Source organism: Sedimenticola selenatireducens, assembly GCF_963675335.2.
GTDB classification, from domain to species: domain Bacteria; phylum Pseudomonadota; class Gammaproteobacteria; order Chromatiales; family Chromatiaceae; genus Sedimenticola; species Sedimenticola selenatireducens.
Window position 1 is genome coordinate 391,901 of record NZ_CAXXYC010000001.1, and the last position, 26,267, is coordinate 418,167.

Consider the following 26,267-nt stretch of genomic DNA (forward strand, 5'->3'; position numbering starts at 1 on the left):
CAAGTAAGCGATGGTGTCCAGTCAGTATGCATGATTTACGCTGAGAAACCGTTGCCAAAAGCAATGCGACACCACCCCTCGCGGTATAAATCCATCCCTGGACAAATCCGCTCTCGGCCATCACTCGGCCCAGGCTCCTGCTTCGCTCTACCTTCTCCATCCCTGGACAAAAAAAAGGCCGGCTCCATGAGCCGGCCTTAAGGGGGGAGGGGGAACCCCTCCGGAGGATGTTGGTTAAGCGTCGGCGACAACCGCCTCGGGCTCATCCTGGCCGATGAAGAAGCTGGCGATATAGACCACTAGGCCGGTGAAGAACATCAGGCCGGCCACCTCACGCAACCAGTAGAAGAGCGAGATCTGATCCTGCACCGCCATGAACGGCTGCGCATTCTCCGCCACCCGCTGCAGGTAGACCTGCAGGATACCGGCGCCGGTAAGGAACAGGGTGATGAAGACAATCGCCACGGTCATCAACCAGAATGCCCACATCTCCAGCACCTGCTGCTTGTTGCTGTTGGCCGCGGAGCGACCGCGCAGCAGCGGCATGGCATAGGAGATGATGGTCAGGCTGATCATCACGTAGGCACCGTAGAAGGCCATGTGACCATGCGCCGCGGTGATCTGGGAACCGTGGGTGAAGTAGTTCACCGGGGCGAGGGTGTGCAGGAAGCCCCACACGCCGGCACCCAGGAATGCCATCACTGCGGTACCCAGCGCCCACAAGGTGGCGACCTTGTTGGGGTGGTTGCGGCGCCGCTTGTTGACCATGTTGAAGGCAAACACCGTCATCATGAAGAACGGAATCGGCTCCAGGGCGGAGAACACCGAACCCCACCACTGCCAGTACTCGGGGGTACCGATCCAGAAGTAGTGATGGCCGGTACCGATCAGACCGGTGATCAGGGCCATGGCGATAATGATATAGAGCCACTTCTCGATCACCTCCCGGTCCACGCCGGTCACCTTGATCAGCACGAAGGCCAGGATGGAGGCCATGATCAGCTCCCAAACACCCTCTACCCACAGATGCACCGTCCACCACCAGAACATCTTGTCCAGCACCACGTTGACGGGATTGTAGAAGGCGAACAGGAAGAACACGGCGAGCCCGACCAGCCCCAGCAGCAGCACCAGGTTGATCACGGTCTTGCGACCCTTGAGGATGGTCATGCCGATATTGAACAGGAAGACCAGGGCCACCACCACGATACCGAGCTTGGTAATGGTCGGCTGCTCCAGGAACTCGCGGCCCATGGTGGGCAACAACTCGTTACCGGTCAGCGCGGCCAGGGTGGAGTAGGGCACCAGCAGGTAGCCGGCAACCGTCAGGGCCGCGGCCACCAGGAAGACCCAGAACATCAGGGTGGCGAGCATGGGGCTGAACAGCTCCGTCTCGGCCTCTTCCGGGATCAGATAGTAGGCGGCGCCCATAAAGGCCATCAGCAGCCAGACGATCAGGGCGTTGGTGTGGACCATGCGGGCCACGTTGAACGGGATATAGGGGAACAGGAAGTCCCCGATCACATACTGCAGGCCGATGATCAGACCAAACAGGATCTGCGCGGCAAACAGGGCGATGGCAGCCGTAAAGTACAGCTTGGCGACCGATTGAGATTGATATGTCATGGTTAAAACTCCCCCTTAACCCTGAATGTTTGGCGGCCAGTTGGCGGCATTGATCTCGGAGACATACTTCAGGAACTCCGCGATGGCGTCGAGCTCGTCATCGGAGAAGTTGAACTGAGGCATGCTGCGGCGACCGGGAATGCCGTTGGCAGGACGGCTCTTGATAAAGCCGATGATGCCGTCTTTGGAATTGCCGAAGCGTTTGTAGACATTGCCCAGTTCCGGTGCGAAGTAGGCACCCTCACCGAGCAGCGTGTGACAGCCGATACAGTTATTCTCTTCCCAGAGTATCTTGCCTTTGGCTACCTGTTCGCCGACAGCCCCTTCAAGTGCGGCACGATTGTCGCGATTGGGCAGTTGGCCAACTGAATCAAAGGTCAGAGCCAGGAAAAGGAGGAAGAAAAACGCAGAACCACCGTAAAAGATGTTCCGCGCCATAGTTTTTGTGAAGGCCTGGGCCATTAGGGTAACTCCTATGCGGTGCGAATAAGCAGGCAGATTAAAAGACAAAGCGGTTAGGTGGGGCATTGACCTTAATCAAGTAGGGCAAATATCCGACTATTTTTGTAAACTAATCCGTTTAAACAGAAGGGATATTTCGCTAAATCCGGCAGGTGCAGGATTGGCCCGGAAAACTTATACATAGATGTTTAGGGTATAGTAAGTATCCATTGTGGATAGTATCCGGGTAGGCAGATGATGGGACAAAAGAGCAGTTTCTGGTTGATAGCCGTAGGGTTTTTAATGATCACAGGCAGCGGCGTCGCCGCCGAGAAGTATTTGCTGCTACCGCCGGCCAGTATTGCCCAGTGGTACAAACCGCAAAACGATCGTCAGGTCTGGCTCCACACCATGTTCAGTCTACGGCGTGAGATGCAGGCGGTCACTGAATATGCGGCAGCGGGCGAGCAGGCGCTTACCCAAAAATGGGCCGAACGCTTTACTGGCAATTACCTGAAAATCGCCGAGATGGTTCCCGAGTGGAAGGATGAGCTGGAGTATCACTGGCTTGAACGTTTGCGGTCGGCGGCAGAGACGGGTGATGGCGAGGGTGTTGAACTGGCGTTGCGCAAGATCGGTCAAGGCTGTAAATCCTGCCATCGTGAATATCGGGCGGTGACGGCGATCCTCTACCGGACCCCTGATTTCAGCAATATCATGATAAAAAAACCGACCGACGGATCGGCGGACAGTTTTGCAGATGTGATGGAAGAGCTGTCGTCCCTGATCAACCGGATCAAGATTGCCACGGACGACAGCCGAGAACAGCAGGCTCTTGCGTCACTGGAACAACTGCGGCGCAGACTGGATGACCTGGGTGAGGGTTGTTCAGCCTGTCACAATGATCCGGCGCCACGGGAACGTTTCCTGGGAAAGCTCACCCGCGATGCGCTGGAAGATCTGGAGCGGGGATTGAAACAGGGCGATAAAAAGCTGGCGGGACGTTCACTGGGCGGCGCGGCGGTCTACGCCTGTGCCCGCTGCCATGCGGTGCATCGGTCGCCCTATGATATCCGCGAGACACTGCTGCCCTGAGCTGGTTTTGTTGGATAGAGGATGGTGAAAAAGCTTGGCCCATCCGCTATCCGAAATACACGACAATTGGTGGCCGAGGGGTTGGTCTGGCTTACAGGCCGCTCCAGCTGAAGGTTTCAGAATCATGAGAACCCCAGAGTCCGCGCTTTTCACTTTGTGCTCTTAGCTGTAGTGCGGATAGCTCGGCCTTGATCTCCTGGGCAATGGATGATTGCTGCAGCACGATGGCGTAGCCGTCCGTCACCATCGCCGCATTCAGGGAGTGTTTATCCTTATAGACAAAGACCGGTATCCGGCCATATCTGTCGCTCGCTGCCAGATCTCCCGCTACTTCCACCTCGTCACCCGGCAAAATCAGCTGTTTGAGGTGTGCTGTTGCTGCGTTGCCCAGTGCCAGCAGGGTATCGGCTGACAAGCCGGTGCGCTCCAGGTCCCTGGTCAGTTTCGGATTCACCTGATCCTCCGGTGCGTCGATACCGGCAAGCTGTAACCGCTTGATCTCTCCATCAACCTGAATCGTGATGGTATCCCCATCCTCTACTGCCACCAGCGGGTAGCGGGTGCCCTCCTGGCTCAGGGCGATGGGACTCAATGCGATCAGGCTGACCAGTAGCAGGATGTGCTGTTTCATGATTTATGTTTCTTGGTGGTTGATTAAGGGATGGCTGGATGACTAGCGGGGCAACCAGAGGGCGAAGAACAGGCAGAATGCCGCCACGCCGATCCAGAACAGGACAAATCGCAGCCGGGCGCCTGAACGATAGCCTCGGGTCTGAAAGTGGGATACGGCGCCACAGTGGGGACACTCGGCCACGTCGCCGGCGATTTTCTTGCCGCAGTAGAGACAGTTGACCTGAGTATCGCCCATCTGAAAATCTTTCCCGATCTAATGGCTGGTGCCCGCCGAGCGGGTCAGCTTGTTGTGCACATTGTATTTGCCGGATGGTTTTTTCATCGGCAGGCGTTTGATCTCTTTGAAGGTGTTGGCGTCGTAGACCACCAGTGCGCCGTCATCATCCCAGATGCTGACCAGGGCATATTTGCCGTCCCGGGTGAATTCTACATGGGCGGAGGTCTTGCCGGGGGCCGGTTTCAGGGTCTTGACGATCTCCAGAGTCTGCTTGTCGATGACATGCATCCGGTCTTTGTTGGGGCCAAAAAAGACATCCACCCAGGCGTAGGGGCTCTGTTCATGGCTGCGCATAAAGAAGCCGGGGCCATCGGTCTGGATCTGCTTGACCACTTGCCAGGTTTTGGTGTCGATAATGGACACCTGACCCTCCTTGATATTGGGTGTGGCAAGCACGGTGCGGCCCTGATAATCCCAGGTGATCCCTGAGCTGAGGTGGGGCATGCCGGGTAGCGCCACATTGGCCACGGCCCGTTTCAGATCCAGATCCACCACCTGACCCGAACCGTTACGGGTGCTGCCGATGATCTGGTCATAGTCCTGGGTCATGAAGAAATCGTCCAGATAATCCTTGACCCGAATGCGCCGCACGGCAAACGGCTGCTCCTTATGGGCGTCGCCCGACTCCTTGTTGTAATCGTGCACCCAGCCGGAGAAACCGGCGGGCGGCTCGTCCAGATAGCTGATTTCCCACACCTCCGGAATATCCTTCATGGCCGCCACAAAGCTGTTGCGGGGATCGGCCGTGTACACCGCGCTGACCCGGGAGCTGACGCCGTTTTCATCCTTCGCCTCGATCACCTTGATCGGCGAGAGGTCGCGGGCGTCCAGTACCGTGAGGGTGTGGGGTAGATAGTTGGCGACAATTACATAGCGGCCGTCATGGGACACTGCCAGGTTACGGCTGTTGATGCCGGCGCGTACCTCGGCGACATAGGTCAGGTTGAATACATCGAACTTGCTGATCCAGCCGTCGCGGGAGGCGAAATAGATATAGCGTCCGCCGTCCGCCCATTTGGGGCCACCGTGCAGGGCGAAACGGGTGGGCAGGCGGTGGATCGGCTCGAAAGTGTCGCCATTGAGCAGGGTAGCGTGATGATCGCCCAATTCCACCACCATGAACAGGTTGTCGATATCGGCATCAAACAGTGGCTTGTCCGGCAGAGACCCTGGTGGATGGTAAACCAGTTGGCTCGCCTTGATTTGGGCCATGCCCCAGACCGGCACCTGCTCCAGCGGGGTGTAGACCAGATCCACCAAAGACTGGATCTGCTCCGGCTGCAGCTTCTCCCTGAAGGCCGGCATCTGGGTGGCGGCGCGGCCGTTCTGGATGACCTGAAAGGCGTTCTGCTTGCGCAGCCGCTTCAGGTTTTCCGGCAGTAGGGCCGGGCCCATGATGCCCAGCCGGTCAACGCCGTGACATTCGGCGCAATGCTGTTTATAGAGTGCCTCGGTGTCGGCCATGACCAGTGCGGAGGCAGCGGCCAGCAGGACCAGGGATATAAGTGAGGTGAAGAAACGGTTCATTTTTCAGCATGAGCCTGTTGGGTAATGCCGATCTCATCGTCCGTCAGGTAACAGGCAGGGTCCTCGGCCCAGGCGTCATTGCTGAGCTGAAGGGCGCGTACCCGGGTGTTGCCGCCACAGATATCGAAATAGGCGCATTCACCACAGCGGCCGCCGACTTTTCGGGGCGAGGCCTTCAGGCCCGCCATGATCGGATCGGAGGTGTCCTGCCAGATATCCGAGAAAGGCCGCTCCTTGACGTTGCCCAGATTGTAGTGCCACCACATGGTGTCGGGATGCACATTGCCCTGGTTGTCGATGTTGGAGATGTTGACCCCGGAGCTGTTGCCGCCCCACTGGGCCAGTTTGGCGCGTATGTGGGCAGCTTGTTGCGGATAGTGCTGCGCTACCCAGTGCAGCAGAAAGACCCCGTCGGCATCGTTGTTACCGGTGACGAACTCGGTGTGCTTCCCCGCCTGTACATCGGCCAGTGCACGTTCGAACAGCAGCTCCATGGCCCAGCGGGTGGTCTGCAGGAACACGTCGGTCTCGCGGTTCTTGTTACCGCGACCGGCATAGTTAAGATGGGAGAAGTAGAATTTATCGACTCGCTCCCGGTCCATCAGCTCCAGCAGTTGCGGCAACTCGGGGGCGTTGTCCTGGGTCATGGTGAAACGCAGGCCCACCTTGATATCCCGGTCACGGCAGAGCCGCAGGCCATGCATCGATGCCTGGTAGGAACCCTCCTTGCGGCGGAACTTGTCATGGGTCTGTTCGATGCCGTCGATGCTGATACCCAGATAATCGAATCCGACCTCGGCGATCCGGTCGATATTCGCCTCGTCGATCAGGGTACCGTTGGTTGAGAGGGCGGTGTAGAACCCCATCGCCTTGGCACGGTGGGCAATCTCGAAAATATCCGGCCGCATCAGCGGTTCGCCACCGGAGAGAATCAGTACCGGCACGCGAAACTGTTTCAGGTTGTCCATTACTTCGAACACCTGATTGGTGTCCAGTTCGTTGGGAAAATCCTTGTCGGCCGAGATGGCGTAGCAATGCTTGCAAGTGAGATTGCAGCGGCGGATCAGGTTCCAGATCACCACCGGGCCGGGCGGGTTACGCTTGGGTCCCAGGGGTTTGGGATCAAGAACCTCTTGCATGAACTGTGTGATGCGAAACATGGCGTACCTGGAAGCTATTTGTCGGAAACGAGGCGCAGGCCTGTTTTTTTGAGGATGCGGGAGCTGTAGAGAATCTCGTGTCCCCGGTTGTCATCGCCCAGTAGCTCGGCGATCTTTTCCACTTTCTGTTCGACCTCCTGCCGGTCCTTGCCGTGGACCATGGCAAACAGGTTGTAGTTCCATTCCGGCTGGTGTCTGGGACGCTGGTAGGCGTGGCTGACAAAATCGAGATTGCCGATCAACTTACCGTAGTGGCCAATCTTGTCGTCCGGGATGTCCCAGACGGTCATGCCGTTGCCCTTGAAGCCGAGGGTATAGTGATTCGGCACCGCGCCGATGCGACGAATAATCCCGTTCTCCAACATGCGCTGGAACCGCCGCATCACCTCCTCGCTGGTACTACCCACCTGAGTGGAGATCGCGGCAAAGGGTTCCGGCACCAGGGGCAGCCCAGACTGGGTGGCGACGATGATTCGGCGATCCAGGTCATCCAGCGTGGTTGATTGTGTTTCTGTCATGAATAACAAACACTCTATTGCCTGTGTAACGGGGCGGATGGGTCTGTTCCGCAGCGCTAGACTTCGAACTTCAGTCCGATAAAAAATTCCTGCAGCTTGGGCATATTGTAGACCCGGAAACCGGTGCGCCGTTCGATCTCCTCCAGGACGGAACCGATCCGCTCGGGGGTTTCCGTGGCCAGCACGAACCACATATTGAAGGCATGATCCCGAGCGTAGTTATGGGCTACTTCGGGGAATGCATTGACCTGCTCGGTGACCTGGTCGTACTGCTCCTCCGGGATGCGCATGGCGCAGAGGCTCAGCCCTCCACCCAGACGTTCGGCATGATACATGGGGCCGAAACGCGAGAGCTGTTTCTGCTCCAGCATGCGCTCAAGCCGTCGGATCAGCTCCGACTCCGAGATACCAATTATTTCCGCTGCTGCCTGGTAGGGGCGTTCACAGATCGGGAAGCCGCCCTGATAGCGATTCAGGATGGCACGGTCGATACTATCCAGCTCACGGTTCATTGATAGCGGGCTCCGCGCTGCTTGAAACGTCGGCCACTGAACAGCACTTTATGGGGGATGTCCGCCAGTCCTTCGCTGCCGACCAGCCGGTCGATATAGGCAAGTACCTTTTCACGCTCCTGTCCGTGGATCATGCAGAACAGGTTGTAAGGCCAATCGGGCAGGCGGCGAGGGCGCTGATAACAGAGCGTGATGCAGTCCAGTGCGCCGAGTTTCTCGCCCACCTCATTCAGTCGTTCATCCGGTACATCCCAGACCACCATGGCGTTGGCGGTGTAACCCAGTTCATGATGACGGACCACAATGCCGAGGCGCTTGATAATGCCGCTTTCCAGCATCGCATCGATACGCTGGATCACGGTTTTTTCATCGAGTCCGATGCGTTCACCGATCTCGGCGTAGGGGTGGCTGGTGAGCGGCAGTCCGCCCTGAATTTCGGCGATCAGCCGGTAATCCTGCTCGTTCAGCACCATAGCGGGAATCCCAGGTCAATGTGGAACTGCTTTTCCAGTGGCAGGTAGAGGATATCGTAGCCGGTTTCCCGTTCCATCTCGTCCAGTACCTGCTCCAGTCGCTGCTGATTTGGGGCGGTGACGACAAACCAGAGATTGTAGCTGTCCTCGCGTTCGTAGTTGTGATTGACCTCCGGATAGGCGCTGATCTGGTCGGCAACCGCCTCCAGTAGCGCCTCCGGTACCGCCATTGCCGCCAGGGTGCTGGCGCCGACCTGTTTTGGTTTGAACACCGGACCGACACGACTGATCACGCCCAGCTGCTGGAGGCGATCAAGGATCTTCAGTACCAGGGCCTCACTGGTGCCCAGCCGCTGTGCGATGTCCGCATAGGGGGTGGGCGACAGGGGGAGCCCTTTTTGATACTCGTTCAGCAGTCGTTTCTCAAGATCGTTCAACGGTATAGCGTCCTTGGTACGGTTCTCTCGCCGGGGCTGGGTGATGGCCTGCTTGATGATCGGTGCCGGAGTTGCCATTTCAGAGTCCTGTGGTATGTGCACGCGAAGTGAAAAAGATACCGCTGGGATTGGCCGCCGGCAGTGTGTGGATCAACTCCAGGCTGCGGGTATCGTACACCTGGAGTTCATTCTTGTCCCGGATGGAGATCCACACCTCCTCTCCGCGCGGGGCAAACTCCATGTGGAGGGCGCCCTTGCCCGGTTTGAGCGTCTTGATGACCTGCAGGCTTTCGGTATCAATCACCTGGATGGTGTCATTGTCGGGGAAGGCAAAATTGACCCAGATCTGCCGGCCATCGGGTCGCGCCATGACGAACACCGGTTGCCCGTGAACCGGGATCTTGGTCACTGGATTCCATTCGCCACGCTCCACCACCAGTACCTGGTGGTGCCCAACACCCGGCAGGAAAGCGCGATTCCCGGCCATCGCCCAACCTTCCAGGTGCGGCATTTTATAGACCGGCAGCTTCTGTTCGCCTTTTCCGTAGTCTTTCAAAATCAGTCGCGTGCCCTGTTCGGGATGCCACAGATCCAGCAGGGCAAGGCCGTCCTGTCCAAACAGTCCGGCAATATAATAACGGCCGTCCCTGGTGATCAGGCCATCGTAGGGAAGTTGGCCGATCTGCGTGTGCTTCTGGATGGCCGGGTTGGCCGGGTCGGTCATGTCCACGATCCAGGTTTCGCCGGTGTCGTAGAGACTGAACACAAAGCGCTGGTCGGTGGCGTCAACCAGACCAACGGTCTTGGATCTCTTCTCGCTGTTGACCGGTGTGGACGGAATGTCGGCAACCAGGCTAAGGTCGCTGGCCGAGAAGATTTTTACCCCACCCGGTTCGTAATTGGATACCGCAATCAGGTTGCCGTCCTGGGAGATGGCGCCGCCAATGCTGTTGCCACCCTGAACAATACGATGGGTAATGCTGCCGCACAGGATATCTATCCGTGTCAGTCCACCGTCCCGGCCAAAGATATAGGCATAGCGCTCATCCGGTGAATAGACAGCTGATGCATGGGAGAGGTCTCCCAGGCCTTCAATCCTGAACAGGGATTTATGCGCCCGGCGATCGAGTACCTGTACACTGCCGTCCGCCCGCTCGATCACGATGCCCATATCGCCCGTACCACGGGTCAGGCAATCAGCGGACGCCTGGCCTGAATAGAGTAGCAGTGCCGAGAGCAGATAGCGGATTAATCTCATGGACGGATACCCTGTTTGAGTTGTTGGGCCAGCCAGCGGGCTTCATGTTCGGAAATAAAGGGACGCCAGGGTGGCATGGGTGTTCCCGGTCGGCCCTGAATGATGGTGAGGGCAAGGAAATCAATCCCGTAGGGTGCCAGCCTTTGTGCGGTAAGGGCCGGTCCCAGCCCGCCCTCCAGGCGCATGCCATGGCAAGATCCACAATCATGTTTGAGCAGATGGAGCAGTTCAGTCTGGCGCTGGAGCGGGACTTCAGCAGAAACAACAGAGCCTATTCCGGCAAGTAGGATGGCGGTAATGGCAACGATAATTCTTGTCATCAAGGCTCTCGGCGTCTGTTGGCAACGAATCTGACAATGGTCTCAACGCCCGAACCGCCCGTTTTTGTTTAGTCTGGAAATCGGCCCTACGGCATATCACTGGATTGGCAATGTAGCAGGAGTGGAGCCGGGTGAGCATTGACCTCCGTCAAATGTCAACAGTTGATAATTCAATGACTTAGGTAGGTAGTTTTTTTATTCCCCAAGATATGGATCCCCGTGGGGGGTGGGGCAAGCATGGCGTGACTATAATCTGCCGTCACTCGACAGTGACGGTGCCAGTCATCTCTGGATGGGGGCCGCAATGGTAAGAATAGACCCCCGGCTTGTCAAAAGAGCGCTCGTAGGTCTCTTCAGGGAAAAAATAGGCCGGTTCGGGGTCTCCCGCCTGTTCAAACCAGACACTGTGGTATTGCCGCTTCTCTCTGTTGGTCCAGCGTATGGCAGTACCAACCTTGACAGTGATTTCCTGAGGGATGAACTTGAAACCCTGAATCTCGACTTCCGCCGGTGTGCTACCGCCTGCATAAACACCTGTGCTGGCTGTAAGTAATATGGCGGTTATCAGGTTGCTTCTTTTTGATATCCATCGACTGTTTTGGGAATACATGACCATGTCCTAAATGTTTGCTGATTTTCGGGATCGGCGCTTCCACTTAAAGAATATTAGGACAAAATGACAGATACCGTAAAAGTATCGTATGTTTTTTTCGGTTGTACGCGCCGGACTTGGTAAAGCCGCTCCCGGCCATCCTTCGGCTCTGGCTTCCTCGACAACCGGTTCCCGATGTTGTCTACCACCGCCATCCTTGGCGGTGTGCTTCGCTCTACCTCCTCCATCCCTGGAGTCGTGGCCTCCGCGGCATAAGTCCATCCCTGGCAAAGCCGCTCCCGGCCATCCTTGGCCTCCGCGGCATAAGTCCATCCCTGGACAAAAAAACGCGCCACTCTGGCGAGTGACGCGTTCAAGGGTGCTGCGTTTATAGCTTATTGTTAATTACTGTTTGATGGCGTTGATCTCCACGCCATCTGAGTCGTTGTCGAATCCGAGCTTGTAGCCGAGGCTGACATGGTGGAAACGGGCGTTGCTGAAGTCGTCATGAATGGCAAAGCCGAAGTTATATACCTTGTCCGTATCCAGGCTGATGTCCCCCGCCTTGTCTGACTTCAGTTTCCGCTTCAGGGTGACCACCCAATTGCCGGCTTCCTGTGCCGCATTGACCTCGAAACCCTGACCACCGGTCATCATTCGCTGTTCCAGGATATAGCCATCCTCGGTCTCTCCCTTGCCCGACTTGAAGCGCAGGATATCCATGAACTGATGGGCATCCATAGCGGCCTTTATTTCATCGGCGGACTTCAGCTTGTCCCAGCCACCCCGCTTCTTGCCCCTTCTGCCTTGGACTTCGATACTGCTGCGGCTCTCTTTCAGGTATTTGGTAACACCGGCTTTGAGATCAAGGACCTTGGCGGTATCGCTGGCGGCGATAGCGTCAGCTTCCGGCCTGTCCGGCATGCTGTTGGCATCCTCATGACAGGTCTGCCAGCAGCCGGCCCGATCGGCAAACTCCACATCATCGGTGGCAAGCATCAGCGCCAATTTCATCGGGTTTTCCGGGTCCATCTTTCCACCCTCGGCGAAGGGTACCGGGGCATGCTCGCCTTCCGGCCAGCTAAACCGCAAATAGAGGTTTTCACTATCGTGGGTTGATTCCACGGTTACCGGGATACTGCCGCGTTTACCCGGGATCGGGCTGGTCTCGGCCTTTTCTCCGCTGACCATTTTCTGGCCCATGTCGGCGGTCTCTTTGTCATGACAGGTGACACAGCGGTCACCGCCCTTCAGGAAGGGACGGGCACCACCGTGGTCCTTACCAGTCATGACCCATTCCATCGAGGTTTCACCGGGGTAAAACAGGGTGATGTCGCGGCTGCCCGCCTTGCTCCAGTCCACCTCGATAGCTGAACCCGTGGCCGCCTTACTGGATGTTGCTGCGGCTTTGGTCGGTGCTGCGGCAGCCACCGACTTGGCCTCACGCTTCACGGCATTCACTTCCGCTGCTTCGTTGTCCAGGCCGAGCTTGTAGCCCAGGCTGACATGGTGGAACCGGGCATTGCTGTAGTCGTCGTGGATGGCAAAACCGAAGTTATACAGCTTGTCGGCGTCGATGCTGATGTCTCCCGGCTGGTCGGATTGCAGCTTCCGCTTCATCTCAACCACCCAGTTATTGCCCTCTTTGCGGGCATTGGCCTGGAATCCCTGGCCGCCTTGCATATAGCGCTGCTCCAGGATATATCCATCCTCGGTTGTTTCTGTTCCCGATTGGTAGCGCAGCAGGTCCATGAATTGGTTGGCCTTCAGCGCCGCAGCTACTTCATCGCTGCTCTTCAGCTTGTCCCAGCCGCCGCGTTTTTTGCCACGCCTACCTTGGACTTCGATACTGCTGCGGCTCTCTTTCAGGTACTTGGTGACGCCTGCTTTGAGGTCCAGGGTCTTCGCCACATCATTTGAAGCCATGGTGTCTGCATCCGGTGCGTCGGGCATAGTGCGGGCGTCTTCGTGACAAGTCTGCCAGCAACCGGCCCGGTCGGCGAACTCCACATCATCCGTTCCCAGCATAATTGCCAGCTTCATTGGGTTGGCGGGATCCATTTTGCCACCCTCGACGAACGGAACCGGAGCGTGCTCGGTATCCTCCCACTCAAATCTCAGGAAAAGGTTTGATCCATCATGAGCCGCCTGGATGTTGACCGGGATGCTGCCACGTTTGCCCGGGATGGGAGTGGACTCGGCCTTTTCACCGGTGACCATCTTTTTACCCATGTCGGCGGTCTCTTTATCATGGCAAGTGATGCAGCGATCGCCCCCATTCAGGAATGGACGCGCACCACCATGATCCTTACCAGTCATGACCCATTCCATCGAGGTTTCACCGGGGTAAAACAGAGTGATCTTGCGTCCTGGCACATCGCTCCAGTCAATGCCTACACCGGTTGCAGGTGCGGTGCCTGTTTTGCCTGCGGCGCCTGCACTCTGGCCGGCCAGGGCGGCAGCAACGGCAGCCTCAATGCGCGCCTGCTCTGCTTTTTTTGCGGCCAGCTTTGCTTCGCGTTCTTTCTCTTTTTCCGCCTTCTCAGCTTCAGCTGCGGCGGCTTCTTTGGCTTCGACCCGCTTCAGTCCCTCGGCAAACATTTCAGGAACCGGACGTATGAAGTCTGGATTGGGCGCCTCGAGTTTCTCAAGTTCTTCATCGGTCAACAGGTTGCGAACCGGTTTGTGCGCAATTCCCTTATGACAGTCGATACAGGTCTGACCGGTTTCAAAGGCGTTCATGTGCTGGTTTCGTGCACGTGGACGCTGAAATTCGGGGTTCATTGATTCGAAGTTATGGCAGTTACGGCACTCACGTGAGTCCGTTTTCTTCATGGTGTTCCAGACCCGCTTGGCCATGGTCAGGCGTTGCTGGTCAAACTTCTCCGGGGTATTCACCGTTCCCATAATCTTGTGGTAGACCTCGTTGCTCGCCTGGATCTTGCGAACCATCTTGTGCACCCAGGGATCAGGAACGTGGCAGTCGGGGCAGGTGGCCCGGACGCCAGTCCGGTTGGAGTAGTGGATTGTCGGTTTATACTCCTCGTAGACGTTTTCCTCCATCTCATGACAGCTGATACAGAAATCGAGGTTGTTGGTGGCTTCCATTGCGGTATTGAAGCCGCCCCAGAATATGATGCCGACTATAAAGAAGAGTAAGGCGCCCGCTACTGTGGTGCCTAGAATGATCCGGCGAGACATCAAGCCCGGTTTTTTTGATTCCTGAACCGCCATCTTTTTGTTTCTCCAGGTACAGAAGAGAAGAGTGAAGTTTTTATTAAAAAAGCGGGTATGGAGAGTGCTCCATACCCGCTTTTGGACTAGCTCATACTACATCCGCAATCAGGTGACGTGATTCACGCGGTTGTGGACATTGAACTTGCCGGTCGGTCCGAACAGACCTTTGACGCGTCCCTTCTCTTCGAGGGTCTTGGCATCAAAGATGATGATCTCGCCATTGGCTTCCTTGCTGTCCTTACGATTCCATACCGAAGTCCAAACTTCGGAACCGTCGTTATTGAACTCGATGTGAACCGCTGCATAGCCCGGTTTGTCGGTCAGACGAATGGTCTTGACAATCTCCCGGGTCTTCTTGTCGATGACCTGGATGGATTGCTGAACCTCAGGCTCCGGATGCTTGGTCTGGTCGGCCCAGAAGTAGTCGCTCTTCGGATGGGTACGAATGAACAGACCCGCACCGTCGGTTTCTACCTCATAGCAGACCTTCCAGGCCTGGTCCTTGTGACCGGCTGGATCATTACCCCAGACAGTGACCTTGCCTACACCCAGGTGGGTGGTGCCGCCAACCGGTCCACACTTGGGATCGTTCCAGTTTGCGCCAGGACCCGGATGTGGAAGTTTGTCGACATCGATCAATGCCTCCAGTTTCTGGGTGTCGGTATCGACGACTACCATCTTGTTTGAGGCGTTGGCGGCGATCTGGAAATAACGACCGGTGGGATCGAAGAAACCGTCATGCAGGAACTTGGCGGTATCCATCTTGGTGATCTTCAGGTTGTCGATATCGCTGTAGTCAACCTGCCACATCTGGCCCAGTTCCTTCATGGAGACCAGCCAGCTGGGGTGGTTGGGGGTATCGTAGATAGCGGCCACGCGAGACTCGTTGACATATTCGCCGTCAACATTCACGCCACGGGCGGAAACGACCTTCAGCGGCTCCATGGTCACCGCATCGGCGATCACGAAGTGTGGAGGCCAGTAGCCGCCACCAACCACGTACTTGCCATCACCGGAGACGGCGACGTCACGGGCGTCATAGGCGATCTGTACTTCGGCAACCTTCATTTTGTCCGGGGTCTGCCACAGGTCGATCTTGGTCAACTTGCCGTCACGGCCCTGGGTGTACCAGAAACGGCCGGGGTTCTCTGCATGCAGAACTTTGCTATGCTCGGCGGCCTTCAGTACGTGTACCGCATAGCCGGTGGGGATATGGGCAACCACCTCTTTCTTGTCGCCGTCGATGACAGCAACCTTGCCGACATCACGCTCGATCACCAGGAAGAAGTTCTCCCAGTTGCGGCCGTGCAGCGGTTTGGTCGGGTAATCCTTTGGTTCAACAAAGACGTGATGACGTTCTTTCATCAGTGCCAGGGACATCTCAGGTGGAACAGGTGGTTCCATCTGGATATAGGTGGCCATCATCTTGATCTCTTCCTTCGACATGATGTCGTCGAAGTTGTTCATGCCACCCTCAGTACCGAACTGGATGATCTTCTCAAGACGTTCTTGTCCCAGTTTCAGGGTGTTCTTCGGCTCCAGGTTTTTACCGGTTGCACCTTTACGTAGGGTGCCGTGACAGCCCGCACAACGCTGGAAATAGGTGGTCTTTGCTTGCTCAAAGTCCGCCTCGGAGAGAGTGGGTTCTGCTGCAGAGACGTTGACGGCAACGCCTGATGCAGCCAGGCCGACGGCCATACCGAGAGCAGAAAGGCTGAAGTTGGTTTTTTTCATCTAGTAAATCCCCATCAATAGCTATTGATATGAGTGAACGCGGAAGTGATGTCCGCGGCGGTATATTCCCGAGTCGCTACGATCATATATACGGCTGGAAACTTCTTTGACCTTGGTCAAAGAGCGGTATTTACTGCGGCCGAATCATACGTTCAAGGCTCTGGGTATAATTGTATGGCTGACTATTTATGCCGTGGTGATTATTGCATGATTCTGCTTGATGTGCATAAAAAAACAATATAAACAATGGCTTATATGCTTCGTGCGTTTGAGGTGAGAAGTATTTGGGGCAGGCGGTTGGCTGTTATTCTGGTTTGATTTCCTATCAGTGATCTTGTTGATCTGGATCAATAAAAACATCAATCCGTAGCCACTTTAATGATGGCTTGTCCCTGTTGCCGGTACTTGATAATCAGGTGAGGGATGTTGGCTTTTTGGGCGGCCTCAATAGATAAGGCCGGCTCCAGGAGCCGGCCTTAAGGGGGGAGGGGGAACCCCTCCGGAGGATGTTGGTTAAGCGTCGGCGACAACCGCCTCGGGCTCATCCTGGCCGATGAAGAAGCTGGCGATATAGACCACCAGACCGGTGAAGAACATCAGGCCGGCCACCTCACGCAACCAGTAGAAGAGCGAGATCTGATCCTGCACCGCCATGAACGGCTGCGCATTCTCCGCCACCCGCTGCAGGTAGACCTGCAGGATACCGGCGCCGGTAAGGAACAGGGTGATGAAGACAATCGCCACGGTCATCAACCAGAATGCCCACATCTCCAGCACCTGCTGCTTGTTGCTGTTGGCCGCGGAGCGACCGCGCAGCAGCGGCATGGCATAGGAGATGATGGTCAGGCTGATCATCACGTAGGCACCGTAGAAGGCCATGTGACCATGCGCCGCGGTGATCTGGGAACCGTGGGTGAAGTAGTTCACCGGGGCGAGGGTGTGCAGGAAGCCCCACACGCCGGCACCCAGGAATGCCATCACTGCGGTACCCAGTGCCCACAAGGTGGCGACCTTGTTGGGGTGGTTGCGGCGCCGCTTGTTGACCATGTTGAAGGCAAACACCGTCATCATGAAGAACGGAATCGGCTCCAGGGCGGAGAACACCGAACCCCACCACTGCCAGTACTCGGGGGTACCGATCCAGAAGTAGTGATGGCCGGTACCGATCAGACCGGTGATCAGGGCCATGGCGATAATGATATAGAGCCACTTCTCGATCACCTCCCGGTCCACGCCGGTCACCTTGATCAGCACGAAGGCCAGGATGGAGGCCATGATCAGCTCCCAAACACCCTCTACCCACAGATGCACCGTCCACCACCAGAACATCTTGTCCAGCACCACGTTGACGGGATTGTAGAAGGCGAACAGGAAGAACACGGCGAGCCCGACCAGACCCAGCAGCAGCACCAGGTTGATCACGGTCTTGCGACCCTTGAGGATGGTCATGCCGATATTGAACAGGAAGACCAGGGCCACCACCACGATACCGAGCTTGGTAATGGTCGGCTGCTCCAGGAACTCGCGTCCCATGGTGGGCAACAACTCGTTACCGGTCAGCGCGGCCAGGGTGGAGTAGGGCACCAGCAGGTAGCCGGCGACCGTCAGGGCCGCGGCCACCAGGAAGACCCAGAACATCAGAGTGGCGAGCATGGGGCTGAACAGCTCCGTCTCGGCCTCTTCCGGGATCAGATAGTAGGCGGCGCCCATAAAGGCCATCAGCAGCCAGACGATCAGGGCGTTGGTGTGGACCATGCGGGCCACGTTGAACGGGATATAGGGGAACAGGAAGTCCCCGATCACATACTGCAGGCCGATGATCAGACCAAACAGGATCTGCGCGGCAAACAGGGCGATGGCAGCCGTAAAGTACAGCTTGGCGACCGATTGAGATTGATATGTCATGGTTAAAACTCCCCCTTAACCCTGAATGTTTGGCGGCCAGTTGGCGGCATTGATCTCGGAGACATACTTCAGGAACTCCGCGATGGCGTCGAGCTCGTCATCGGAGAAGTTGAACTGAGGCATGCTGCGGCGACCGGGAATGCCGTTGGCAGGACGGCTCTTGATAAAGCCGATGATGCCGTCTTTGGAATTGCCGAAGCGTTTGTAGACATTGCCCAGTTCCGGTGCGAAGTAGGCACCCTCACCGAGCAGCGTGTGACAGCCGATACAGTTATTCTCTTCCCAGAGTATCTTGCCTTTGGCTACCTGTTCGCCGACAGCCCCTTCAAGTGCGGCACGATTGTCGCGATTGGGCAGTTGGCCAACTGAATCAAAGGTCAGAGCCAGGAAAAGGAGGAAGAAAAACGCAGAACCACCGTAAAAGATGTTCCGCGCCATAGTTTTTGTGAAGGCCTGGGCCATTGTTATCCCCTCATTATTTTTCCGTACGTAAGTAACGCGAAAGGTGTACAGGCCGCATTAGGCCTGCATGTTTCGATTAGTTCCTTGATTTGAGTCAATAGAATATTAACGATCGGTAACATTTTGAATTTGCTCCGGATTGATTGAAATCAATGTGTGAGTGGTTGTGAATTCCCGATACTCACCGTTCTGAATATCTAATTATGACTTGGATCAGGACACGAGAAATGACAACGATCACCGAAACCATGGCGAACGATCATCGGCATTGTGATGCACTGTTTGCCGAAGCCGAAGAGTTGATTGCGCAGGGGGACTGGGCACAGGGGCGTGAGAAGTTTGAGGCCTTTCGCAATACGACCGAAAACCATTTCAGCATGGAGGAGGGGGTTCTCTTTCCGGGCTTTGAACAACGCACGGGGCAGGCGGCGGGGCCGACCCAGATGATGCGCATGGAGCACTCTCAGATGCGCCAGTTGATGGCGGATATGGAAGCGGCCGTGGCTCATGAAGATGATGAGCGCTATCTGGGGCTATCTGAAACCATGATGATGGTGATGCAACAGCACAATATGAAAGAGGAGCAGATGCTTTATCCCATGACGGATCAGGTGTTTGCCGCCGATGCGGAGGCAACCCTGCAAGAGATGAAAATGCTTTAGCGTCGATGCTAGCATGAATAAGCTATACAGACATTGGCAGGGACAGGATGTCCGGTCAATGTGGTCACCATACTTCAGGAGCATGTTGTTGCAATGGAAATACAACTTGATGTGAGCATGCTTGAGCCCTGTGAGCCTCTAGAGCAAACGCTGGAAGCGATAAAGCAGTTGAATCCGGGTGACTATCTGCGTGTGTTGCATCGGCGTGAACCCCACCTGCTCTATCCGCTACTGGAAAAAAGCGGTTTTTTGTGGCGCTGCCGGGATGATTCGTCAGGAGGTTATGAGATATTTATCTGGAAGACGGATGATGTCGCGGCGGCCCTTGATGTGGATTCCGCCACTTCGTAGTTATATATAGTTACTGCGACGCGCTCCCTTGCGATATAGTATCATTTGATACTATATCACTTGGCTATTCACTGACTGCTTGGTTAACAGATGCTCAATACCGCAAATCTCTCCCTGGATCAGGCTCCGCCGATTTCGATTCCATTCAGATTTTTTCTGACAGCTCCGCTGTTTGGTCTGGCTGCGGCGGGAATGTTGTTGATAAATGGACCAGATCTGTTTCTTACCCGCTGGTCACCCATGACCCTGGGTCTTACCCATATGCTGACCCTGGGAATGTTGGCCATGGTGATGTGCGGTGCGTTGCTGCAGATGTTGCCGGTACTTGCCGGATCACCTGTTCCCAAGGTGGTCGCGGTAGGATCGATCTGTCACCTGATGATTACCCTGGGAACGGTCATGTTGGTTTTTGCATTCCTGTCGGGTAGTGCTATTGGGGACGCGGTTGCGCTGGGTATGCTGGGCGGCGGAATTATACTGTTCTTTGTTGCTGTGATGATTGCTCTGTGGCGGGTGAAAAGTGTGAGTGCCACTGTTGTAGCGATACGCCTCGCCGTTGTCTCATTACTGGTCACATTACTGCTTGGGTTGCTGCTGGGTAGTGGCATCCTGGGTACCATGGGTTTCGGAGATATTGCCTCTTTGGTGGATGTACACCTTGGGTGGGGTATTTTCGGTTGGATTGGATTATTACTGATTGGTATCTCTTATCAGGTGGTGCCGATGTTTCAGGTGACCCCGGAATATCCATCCCGCCTGCGTCGGTTGCTGGCACCGGCACTGTTCATTGGTATGTTGATCTGGACCGCTTTGGTGCTGGGTGAAATATTTGGTGCCCTGAATGAAATAGTACCCAGAATCTGGATGTTTTTTCTGCTGTCCGGTTTTGTGATTTATGCGGTGGTAACGGTGCGGTTGCAGTTGCAGCGAAAACGCCGGATACCGGATATAACAATGATGTTCTGGCGTACCGGTATGCTGTTTGTGCCGGTATGCGCACTGGTATGGGTTGCGGGAAACCTTTCACCTGGCATTGGCTATAACCCGCATTATAATCTGCTGCTCGGGGTGAGCCTGCTCCTGGGTGTCGGTGTGTCGGTAATCAATGGGATGCTATATAAAATTGTTCCCTTCCTCTCCTGGTTTCACCTGCAAAATAGGCAGATGGGCCTGATGTGTATGACCGTAAAGGTGCCGAACATGAAGGAGTTTATCTCTGACAAGGCGGCTCGCTTGCAGTTCCGTCTGTTCTTGCTTGCGCTGTTGACGGCCCTGCTTGCTACCCTTCGTCCCGATTGGTTCGCCCACCTGGCCGGTTTGTTCTTCTTTGCTTCAAATGCCCTCCTGCTAAAAAACCTTTTGGTTGCAATGCTTCGTTATCGTGAGACGAATCGTGCACTGCTGGCCTACGCTGAAAGTGTCCGGGTGCCTGATGGTGATGTCGATTAATTGCGGTAACCGCTATACTTAAAGGCACTTCGTCAGGGAGACTAACCATCCGATCAGGATTTTTGACCGGATGTATTGAGTCGTGACTTTACTCTTTATGATTTTCATCAGGTATTTTCTGCGCTAAAATACGCATTCTTGAAATATTAACTTCATGAAAGTTAAGCAAATTATTTTTTCATGGTGCGACTATGCCGTCTGAACTGAGAGAAGCCTACCTTTTTTCCCAACTCGATGAGGGTCAGTTGGAGCGTGTGCGAAAAATGAGTAGTGAAATCCAGCTTCAGGATAATGAGGCCCTGTTCGAGGCAGGCGATGAGGCAAAACGCTTCTTTCTGGTTCAGGAGGGGCAGATAAAACTATCCCGACTTTCAATGAATGGGAACGAAAAGGTGATTGAAGTGGTCACGGCCGGGTACACTTTTGCCGAGGCCCTTATGTTCTCGGATAAGCCATCATACCCCGTTCGTGCCTCCGCAATCGGCAAGGTACGGCTCACGGCGGTGGATAGTCGGGGATTTCTGGATTTGCTTCGGGAATCAACCGATACCTGTTTCAGGGTCATGGGTGATATGAGCATGCGGTTGCGTCGCATGATTAAAGAGATCGACGATCTTACCTTGCAGAGTGCCACCGGTCGGGTCGCCGGGTATCTTTGCGGAAAATCCATGTTCAACGGGCAGGTCAGGGTTGCCTTTGATCTTGCGACGCCAAAGGGCGTACTGGCGTCCCGACTGTCGGTCAAGCCGGAGACCTTCTCAAGAATTCTGAGCAACTTTACCAGCCAGGGACTGGTAAAGGTGAAGGGAGGGCATATCGAGATCCTCGATGTGGAGGGTTTGCGCAAACATGCCGAGTCATCTGGGATTTGTGGGCAGCATATCAGCCCGGAGAGTTGATTGCGGGGTTTGCTCCGCTTACCCGACCATAAACAGAGGGCGCCCAGGGCGCCCTCTGTCGTTAGCTGTTCCGAACTTGGGTATGGTGGGTTCAGACCTTGAACTGGCTGACCTGAATCTGTAGGTCTTCGCCCAGTCTCGCAAGCGCCTGGCTGGCGGTTGCCACCTTATCAGTGCTTCCGGTCGCCTGCTCGGCCAGTTGCGATATCTGTACAATACTGCGGTCGATCTCCCTGGCGACTGCGGACTGCTCTTCTGCCGCGCTGGCAATCTGCGTGTTCATGTCCGAGATCGTGGCTACAGATTGCACGATCTTGTTGAGTGAATCAGCTGCAGCACGTGCCTTGTCGACGGTAATCTGAGTTGTGGACTGGCTCCGTTCCATGACCTGAACAGCCTCGTTGGTGCCGGACTGCAGGCGTTCGATCATCTCCTGAATCTCCTGGGTGGACTGTTGTGTCCGACTTGCCAGGGTGCGCACCTCATCCGCTACCACGGCAAACCCGCGACCCTGTTCACCCGCGCGTGCGGCCTCAATGGCCGCATTCAGCGCCAGCAGGTTGGTCTGTTCCGCGATACCACGGATTACATCCAGCACACTGCCGATCGCTCCGCTCTCTGTTTCCAGACGGTTGATAACACTGGAGGCTTTTTCGACTTCGCTGGCCAGTTGATTAATTGCATGGGACGCTTCGTCCACGACGGTTCTTCCGGCGTTCGCTTCCGTATTTGCCTCGCGGGCGGAACTGGCGGTATTTTCGGCATTTTGAGCAATTTCATGAACCGTGGCAGCCATCTCGGTTACAGCGGTGGCCACCTGATGGGTTTCGTTTCGTTGCTGGTCCATGCCTTCGTGGCTTTGTGCGGTGATGGCCGTAAGTTCATCGGCGGAAGTGGCGATCTGGTTGGTGGCGGTGCTGACCTGGGCAATCGTGTTTTGTACCTTGATGGCAAATTCATTAAATGCACCGGCCAGTCTTGCCACTTCATCATTGCCGCTGCTGTCCAGCCGCTGGGTGAGATCACCGTCCCCGGCCGCAATGTTGTGCATTGCCTGTGTGGTCAATTGGAGTGGGGTACAGATACTGCGTGCGATAATAAGCGATACGGTAATCAGGATCAGCAGCACGACGCCGGTGCCGAGAGACAGTGTGGTGGCGTTGTTCCAGAAAACGCTATCCACGTCATCGATATAGATGCCGGTGCCGACGATCCAGCCCCAAGGCTTGAAACCCTTGATATAGGATACCTTCCGCACAGGACTCTCACTGCCGGGTTTTGGCCAGAGATAAGGCACCATCCCTTCGCCGCTCTCTTTTGCCTTGTTGACGAAGGCGACAAAAATGGCTGTGCCATTTGCATCCTTCAATCCGGCCAGATCCTTGCCTTCAAGCGAAGGTTTGATGGGATGCATCAGGGTGACCGCATCCATATCAATGACCCAGAAATAGTTGCCGTCTTCGTAGCGCAGGGATCTGACGCTGGCGAGGGCACTCTTCTGTGCGGTCTGCTCGTCTAATTCGCCTTTGCTGGCTTGCGCATGGAAATCGGCAATGATGCTGTAGGCAATCTCGGTCAGCTTCCGGGTCTGTAACTCTTTCTCATGCAGCAGACTGGATTTGAACTGCAGGAGGGAGAATGCCGTAATCATGGCAATGCCGAAAATAGCCAGGGTTATCAATGTCCAGAGTCGGTGGGTGATATTCAGGCGGCGTAAGATATTCATGGGAGTTCCTCGTAACAGTGCCAGAAGTCCCCATTCTGCCGCTGTAAAAATTAGTGACCTTGGGATACTGCTGCTACTGGTCCCGGTTATGTGGCGACCACCAGAAGAGGAACTTGAACAAAAAATGACACGCTGCAACAAAAATCTCTGCCGGCCTCCTATTTTTCCTGGTTTTGGGCGAAATCGAGCATGCGCTGAATGGGTTTGACCGCCAGTTCTCTGGTGGCCGGGTCGATCAGGATTTCGTTACTTTCATTCTCGAGTACTTCCAGCAGATTCTGTAGCGCGTTCATCCCCATCCAGGGGCAGTGGGCGCAGCTCTCGCAGGTGGCACCCTCCCCGGCAGTAGGGGCTTCGATCAGTTTTTTGTTGGGCGCCAGCTGTTTCATTTTGTGGAAGATGCCGCCATCGGTAGCGACGATAAACTCGCTGTTACCCATCTCCACTACCGCCTTGATCAAAGCGGTGGTCGAGCCCACCACATCGGCCTGTTCTATCACCGCCTCGGGGGATTCAGGGTGAACCAGAACAGCGGCGTCCGGGTGCAGGCGCCGAACCCGTTCCAGTGCCACGGATTTAAACTCCTCGTGGACCACGCAGGCGCCGTTCCAGAACAGCATGTCGGCGCCGGTCATCTTCTGTACGTAATGGCCGAGATGTTTGTCCGGAGCCCAGATGATCTTTTCCCCACGGCTCGCGAGGTGCTTGACAATCGGCAGCGCAATCCCGGAGGTTACGACCCAGTCCGAGCGGGCTTTGACTTTGGCGCTGGTATTGGCATACACCACCACCGTGTGGTCGGGATACTGATCACAGAAGGCGCTGAATTCATCGGCCGGGCAGCCTTCGTCAAGGGAGCAGGTTGCATTCAGGTCGGGCATCAGAATCCGTTTTTCCGGATTGAGGATCTTGGCGGTCTCTCCCATGAACCGAACGCCACAGACCACCAGGGTGGTCGCTTCCTGTTGTGCACCAAAGCGGGCCATTTCCAGCGAGTCGGATACACAGCCACCGGTCTCCTCGGCCAGTTCCTGCAGGTCGCCATCGGTGTAGTAATGCGCTACCAGTACCGCATTGCGCGCCTTCAACAGTGTCTTGATACGTTCCTTGATCACCCGTTTCTCATCCACACTGAGGGTTGGCCATTGGGGATGGGGAGGGACAATGACGGGATGTTGTTGAATTTCTACAGGACTGGATGTCTGTGTCATGGTTTTCTCTCTGTGTTTTGCCGGCTCAGCGTACGATATCGACACGATCGGGGTTGGTCAGCCGGTAGATTTTAGCGGGTCGGTGATTGCCGTTTCTGCGTTTTCCGCCGGTCTCTTCCAGTTGTTTGAGTGCCAGAACCCATTTACGAAAATTCCGTTTGTCGAGTTTCTCGTCACGCAGAATTTCATAGACCGATTGCAGTTCGCTCAAGGTGAAGGTTTCCGGCATGAGCTGAAAGGCAATGGTGGAATAGTGTGTCTTGGCCGCCAGCCGTTCACGGGCCAGCAGAATGATCTCTTCATGGTCAAAAGCCAGTTCCGGAAGCTCCTGCAATGGAAACCAGGCCGTCTCCGCTGCGTCACTCCCGGCGGACAGGGTGAGTTTATCGGTCGGCACCAGGGCGTAATAGGTAACACTGATAACCCGCTCCCTTGGATCGCGGTCGGGACGCCCAAAAGTGTAGAGCTGTTCCATGTAGAGATCGGCAACACCCGTCTCCTCCTTCAGTTCCCGTTTGGCGCAACTGTCCAGGTCTTCATCGATTTCGAGAAAGCCTCCGGGTAGCGCCCACTGGCCCATGTACGGCTCTTGTGCCCGGCGTATCAAAAGTAGTTGCAGTTGCTGATTACGCAGGGTGAATACCGCCACATCGGTGGTCACTGCAGGGTGGGGGTATTTGTACTGATACGGCACGGCCATCGGCGACTAAGTGTTAATAATACACTATATATTGATCATTGCAGTGCAACATGTCAAGTCATCTGTCCGGTCGGGTTTGATGTGATGTGGATAATCTATTGGCTGTTAAAGAAAACCAGCGAAATCCCGCTAACATAATGACGAATAAAAACGGGAAGATTTGTGTGATGCAAGCGGATAGAGAGAGTGCCGTGCGTGAAATACTTCAGGTCAAACATTTGCCGCCACTCTCGACCACGGCGGCTAAACTGCTTGAAGCCATCTCCGACGACGAAATCGACCTGAAAGCGCTGGCCGCGATTATAGAGATGGATCCGGGACTCGCCGCGCGTATCGTGGGTTTGGCAAACTCGGCCTATTTTGCCCAGCCTTCGCCTGTTTATAGCGTGGAGGAGGCCATTATCCGTGTCCTGGGCTTGAATATGGTCAAAAGCCTTGCCCTGGGTATCAGTGTTGCTGGGGCCTTCAATCTGGAAAAGTGCCCGGTTTTTGATCTTCCGGGATACTGGTATAAAGCCCTGGCATGCGGGCAACTGGTTCGTTCACTTGCCGTGATGGTCCCGCTGGCACGGCGTCCGGATCCGGCGGCGCTATACCTTGGAGGCCTGTTCCATAATCTGGGCGCTCTGTTGTTGGCGCATGTTCTCGGTGAAGCTTATGCCGGCGCTCTGAGCAGAGCGGTACAGGAACCGGCGGAAAGGCTGCTTGATATTGAAAGAGAGCGGCTCGGTATTGATCATCGGGAAGCGGGCGCCTGGCTGGCCGAACGCTGGCATCTGCCTGCGGCGATTGTGGCCATGATGGGACAACTGGGGGATGGCGACTATTCGGGGACCTACCAGACGGAAGTGGATTTGTTGAATTGTGCGGTCGAACGGATGAGCGCTGTTCGTGCAGGCGAGGCGTATGCACTGAGCGAGTGCCGTTGGTTGAATCGTATTGACGGGCTTGAGCGGCAGCGGATTCTGCGGATAGAGGAGACGTTTCTCGGCCAGCTGGATGACCTGGAACTGGTCGCGAGACAGCTTGCATGAGTAATCAAATCAACCAAGAGACATCGAT

Annotated in this window: 26 protein-coding genes; 6 read left to right on the top strand and 20 right to left on the bottom strand. The window is 55.6% G+C overall.

All coding sequences use genetic code 11. From position 1 onward, the window contains the following. Positions 1-234: 234 nt before the first annotated feature. Both ACHZBF_RS01880 and ACHZBF_RS01885 read right to left on the bottom strand, forming a co-directional pair. Positions 235-1,626 (bottom strand): cbb3-type cytochrome c oxidase subunit I, encoded by a 1,392-nt coding sequence (locus ACHZBF_RS01880; protein ID WP_029133259.1) that lies wholly within the window; start codon positions 1,624-1,626, stop codon positions 235-237. 15 nt (positions 1,627-1,641) lie between these two features. Then, on the bottom strand, positions 1,642-2,088 hold the full coding sequence (locus ACHZBF_RS01885; protein WP_029133258.1) for a c-type cytochrome: 447 nt from the start codon (positions 2,086-2,088) through the stop codon (positions 1,642-1,644). A gap of 282 nt (positions 2,089-2,370) precedes the next feature. On the opposite strand from ACHZBF_RS01885, the gene ACHZBF_RS01890 reads away from it, so the two are divergent. Beyond that, positions 2,371-3,162, top strand: coding sequence for a hypothetical protein (locus ACHZBF_RS01890; protein WP_321527499.1), 792 nt, complete (start codon positions 2,371-2,373; stop codon positions 3,160-3,162). A gap of 91 nt (positions 3,163-3,253) precedes the next feature. On the opposite strand, the gene ACHZBF_RS01895 is transcribed toward ACHZBF_RS01890, so the two are convergent. The 15 genes from ACHZBF_RS01895 to ACHZBF_RS01965 all read right to left on the bottom strand — a co-directional run bounded on the left by ACHZBF_RS01895 (position 3,254) and on the right by ACHZBF_RS01965 (position 18,207). Beyond that, positions 3,254-3,793: a thermonuclease family protein gene (locus tag ACHZBF_RS01895; protein ID WP_321527500.1), complete on the bottom strand. Its 540-nt coding sequence runs from the start codon at positions 3,791-3,793 to the stop codon at positions 3,254-3,256. A 42-nt stretch (positions 3,794-3,835) separates the two neighbouring features. Beyond that, a complete protein-coding gene (locus ACHZBF_RS01900) occupies positions 3,836-4,030 on the bottom strand; it encodes a protein nirD (RefSeq protein WP_037375993.1) in 195 nt (64 codons plus the stop codon). Positions 4,031-4,048: 18 nt separating this feature from the next. Next, positions 4,049-5,599, bottom strand: coding sequence for a cytochrome D1 domain-containing protein (locus ACHZBF_RS01905; RefSeq protein ID WP_321527501.1), 1,551 nt, complete (start codon positions 5,597-5,599; stop codon positions 4,049-4,051). Further along, positions 5,596-6,759, bottom strand: coding sequence for a heme d1 biosynthesis radical SAM protein NirJ (nirJ, locus tag ACHZBF_RS01910; protein ID WP_321527502.1), 1,164 nt, complete (start codon positions 6,757-6,759; stop codon positions 5,596-5,598). The genes ACHZBF_RS01905 and nirJ overlap by 4 nt, the downstream gene beginning before the upstream one ends. Positions 6,760-6,773: 14 nt before the next feature. Continuing rightward, the gene (ahbB, locus tag ACHZBF_RS01915) at positions 6,774-7,277 is read right to left on the bottom strand and encodes a siroheme decarboxylase subunit beta (protein WP_029134671.1); all 504 of its coding nucleotides are present in this window, start codon (positions 7,275-7,277) and stop codon (positions 6,774-6,776) included. A 56-nt stretch (positions 7,278-7,333) separates the two neighbouring features. Beyond that, the gene (locus ACHZBF_RS01920) at positions 7,334-7,789 is read right to left on the bottom strand and encodes an Lrp/AsnC family transcriptional regulator (RefSeq protein WP_245621787.1); all 456 of its coding nucleotides are present in this window, start codon (positions 7,787-7,789) and stop codon (positions 7,334-7,336) included. Next, positions 7,786-8,262, bottom strand: a complete 477-nt coding sequence (gene ahbB, locus ACHZBF_RS01925; RefSeq protein WP_029134673.1) for a siroheme decarboxylase subunit beta — start codon at positions 8,260-8,262, stop codon at positions 7,786-7,788. Before ahbB (ACHZBF_RS01925) ends, ACHZBF_RS01920 begins: the two co-directional genes overlap by 4 nt. Continuing rightward, positions 8,253-8,777, bottom strand: coding sequence for a winged helix-turn-helix transcriptional regulator (locus ACHZBF_RS01930; protein WP_157606876.1), 525 nt, complete (start codon positions 8,775-8,777; stop codon positions 8,253-8,255). Before ACHZBF_RS01930 ends, ahbB (ACHZBF_RS01925) begins: the two co-directional genes overlap by 10 nt. A gap of 1 nt (position 8,778) precedes the next feature. Further along, positions 8,779-9,957, bottom strand: a complete 1,179-nt coding sequence (locus ACHZBF_RS01935; protein ID WP_029134675.1) for a cytochrome D1 domain-containing protein — start codon at positions 9,955-9,957, stop codon at positions 8,779-8,781. Beyond that, on the bottom strand, positions 9,954-10,277 hold the full coding sequence (locus ACHZBF_RS01940; protein WP_029134676.1) for a c-type cytochrome: 324 nt from the start codon (positions 10,275-10,277) through the stop codon (positions 9,954-9,956). Before ACHZBF_RS01940 ends, ACHZBF_RS01935 begins: the two co-directional genes overlap by 4 nt. A gap of 259 nt (positions 10,278-10,536) precedes the next feature. After that, positions 10,537-10,887, bottom strand: a complete 351-nt coding sequence (locus ACHZBF_RS01945) for a plastocyanin/azurin family copper-binding protein (protein WP_157606877.1) — start codon at positions 10,885-10,887, stop codon at positions 10,537-10,539. 387 nt (positions 10,888-11,274) lie between these two features. Next, the gene (locus tag ACHZBF_RS01950; RefSeq protein ID WP_321527503.1) at positions 11,275-14,103 is read right to left on the bottom strand and encodes a NapC/NirT family cytochrome c; all 2,829 of its coding nucleotides are present in this window, start codon (positions 14,101-14,103) and stop codon (positions 11,275-11,277) included. Positions 14,104-14,211: 108 nt separating this feature from the next. After that, positions 14,212-15,840, bottom strand: a complete 1,629-nt coding sequence (locus ACHZBF_RS01955) for a cytochrome D1 domain-containing protein (RefSeq protein WP_029134679.1) — start codon at positions 15,838-15,840, stop codon at positions 14,212-14,214. 513 nt (positions 15,841-16,353) lie between these two features. After that, complete coding sequence (locus ACHZBF_RS01960) at positions 16,354-17,745, bottom strand: cbb3-type cytochrome c oxidase subunit I (RefSeq protein WP_029133259.1); 1,392 nt, start codon at positions 17,743-17,745, stop codon at positions 16,354-16,356. A 15-nt stretch (positions 17,746-17,760) separates the two neighbouring features. After that, entirely contained in the window at positions 17,761-18,207 is a 447-nt protein-coding gene (locus ACHZBF_RS01965) for a c-type cytochrome (protein ID WP_029133258.1), read from the bottom strand. A gap of 227 nt (positions 18,208-18,434) precedes the next feature. Between ACHZBF_RS01965 and ACHZBF_RS01970 the strand changes: the two genes are divergently transcribed. The 4 genes from ACHZBF_RS01970 (at position 18,435) to ACHZBF_RS01985 (ending at position 21,568) form a co-directional block, all read left to right on the top strand. Further along, positions 18,435-18,869 carry a hemerythrin domain-containing protein gene (locus ACHZBF_RS01970; protein ID WP_273441015.1) on the top strand — a complete coding sequence of 145 codons (435 nt, stop codon included), beginning with the start codon at positions 18,435-18,437 and terminating at the stop codon, positions 18,867-18,869. A gap of 93 nt (positions 18,870-18,962) precedes the next feature. After that, on the top strand, positions 18,963-19,220 hold the full coding sequence (locus ACHZBF_RS01975; protein WP_029133940.1) for a DUF2249 domain-containing protein: 258 nt from the start codon (positions 18,963-18,965) through the stop codon (positions 19,218-19,220). 90 nt (positions 19,221-19,310) lie between these two features. Further along, positions 19,311-20,669, top strand: coding sequence for a hypothetical protein (locus ACHZBF_RS01980; RefSeq protein WP_321527504.1), 1,359 nt, complete (start codon positions 19,311-19,313; stop codon positions 20,667-20,669). 191 nt (positions 20,670-20,860) lie between these two features. Next, on the top strand, positions 20,861-21,568 hold the full coding sequence (locus ACHZBF_RS01985; protein ID WP_029133939.1) for a Crp/Fnr family transcriptional regulator: 708 nt from the start codon (positions 20,861-20,863) through the stop codon (positions 21,566-21,568). Between the two features lie 91 nt (positions 21,569-21,659). On the opposite strand, the gene ACHZBF_RS01990 is transcribed toward ACHZBF_RS01985, so the two are convergent. The 3 genes from ACHZBF_RS01990 to ACHZBF_RS02000 all read right to left on the bottom strand — a co-directional run bounded on the left by ACHZBF_RS01990 (position 21,660) and on the right by ACHZBF_RS02000 (position 25,205). Continuing rightward, positions 21,660-23,294 (bottom strand): methyl-accepting chemotaxis protein, encoded by a 1,635-nt coding sequence (locus ACHZBF_RS01990; protein WP_029133938.1) that lies wholly within the window; start codon positions 23,292-23,294, stop codon positions 21,660-21,662. Positions 23,295-23,452: 158 nt separating this feature from the next. Next, complete coding sequence (gene nadA / locus ACHZBF_RS01995; RefSeq protein WP_321527505.1) at positions 23,453-24,505, bottom strand: quinolinate synthase NadA; 1,053 nt, start codon at positions 24,503-24,505, stop codon at positions 23,453-23,455. Between the two features lie 25 nt (positions 24,506-24,530). Continuing rightward, positions 24,531-25,205 (bottom strand): NUDIX hydrolase, encoded by a 675-nt coding sequence (locus ACHZBF_RS02000; RefSeq protein WP_288107291.1) that lies wholly within the window; start codon positions 25,203-25,205, stop codon positions 24,531-24,533. Positions 25,206-25,372: 167 nt separating this feature from the next. Here ACHZBF_RS02000 and ACHZBF_RS02005 point away from each other — a divergent pair, with 167 nt between their 5' ends. Further along, positions 25,373-26,239, top strand: coding sequence for an HDOD domain-containing protein (locus ACHZBF_RS02005; RefSeq protein WP_037375439.1), 867 nt, complete (start codon positions 25,373-25,375; stop codon positions 26,237-26,239). Positions 26,240-26,267 lie beyond the last annotated feature (28 nt).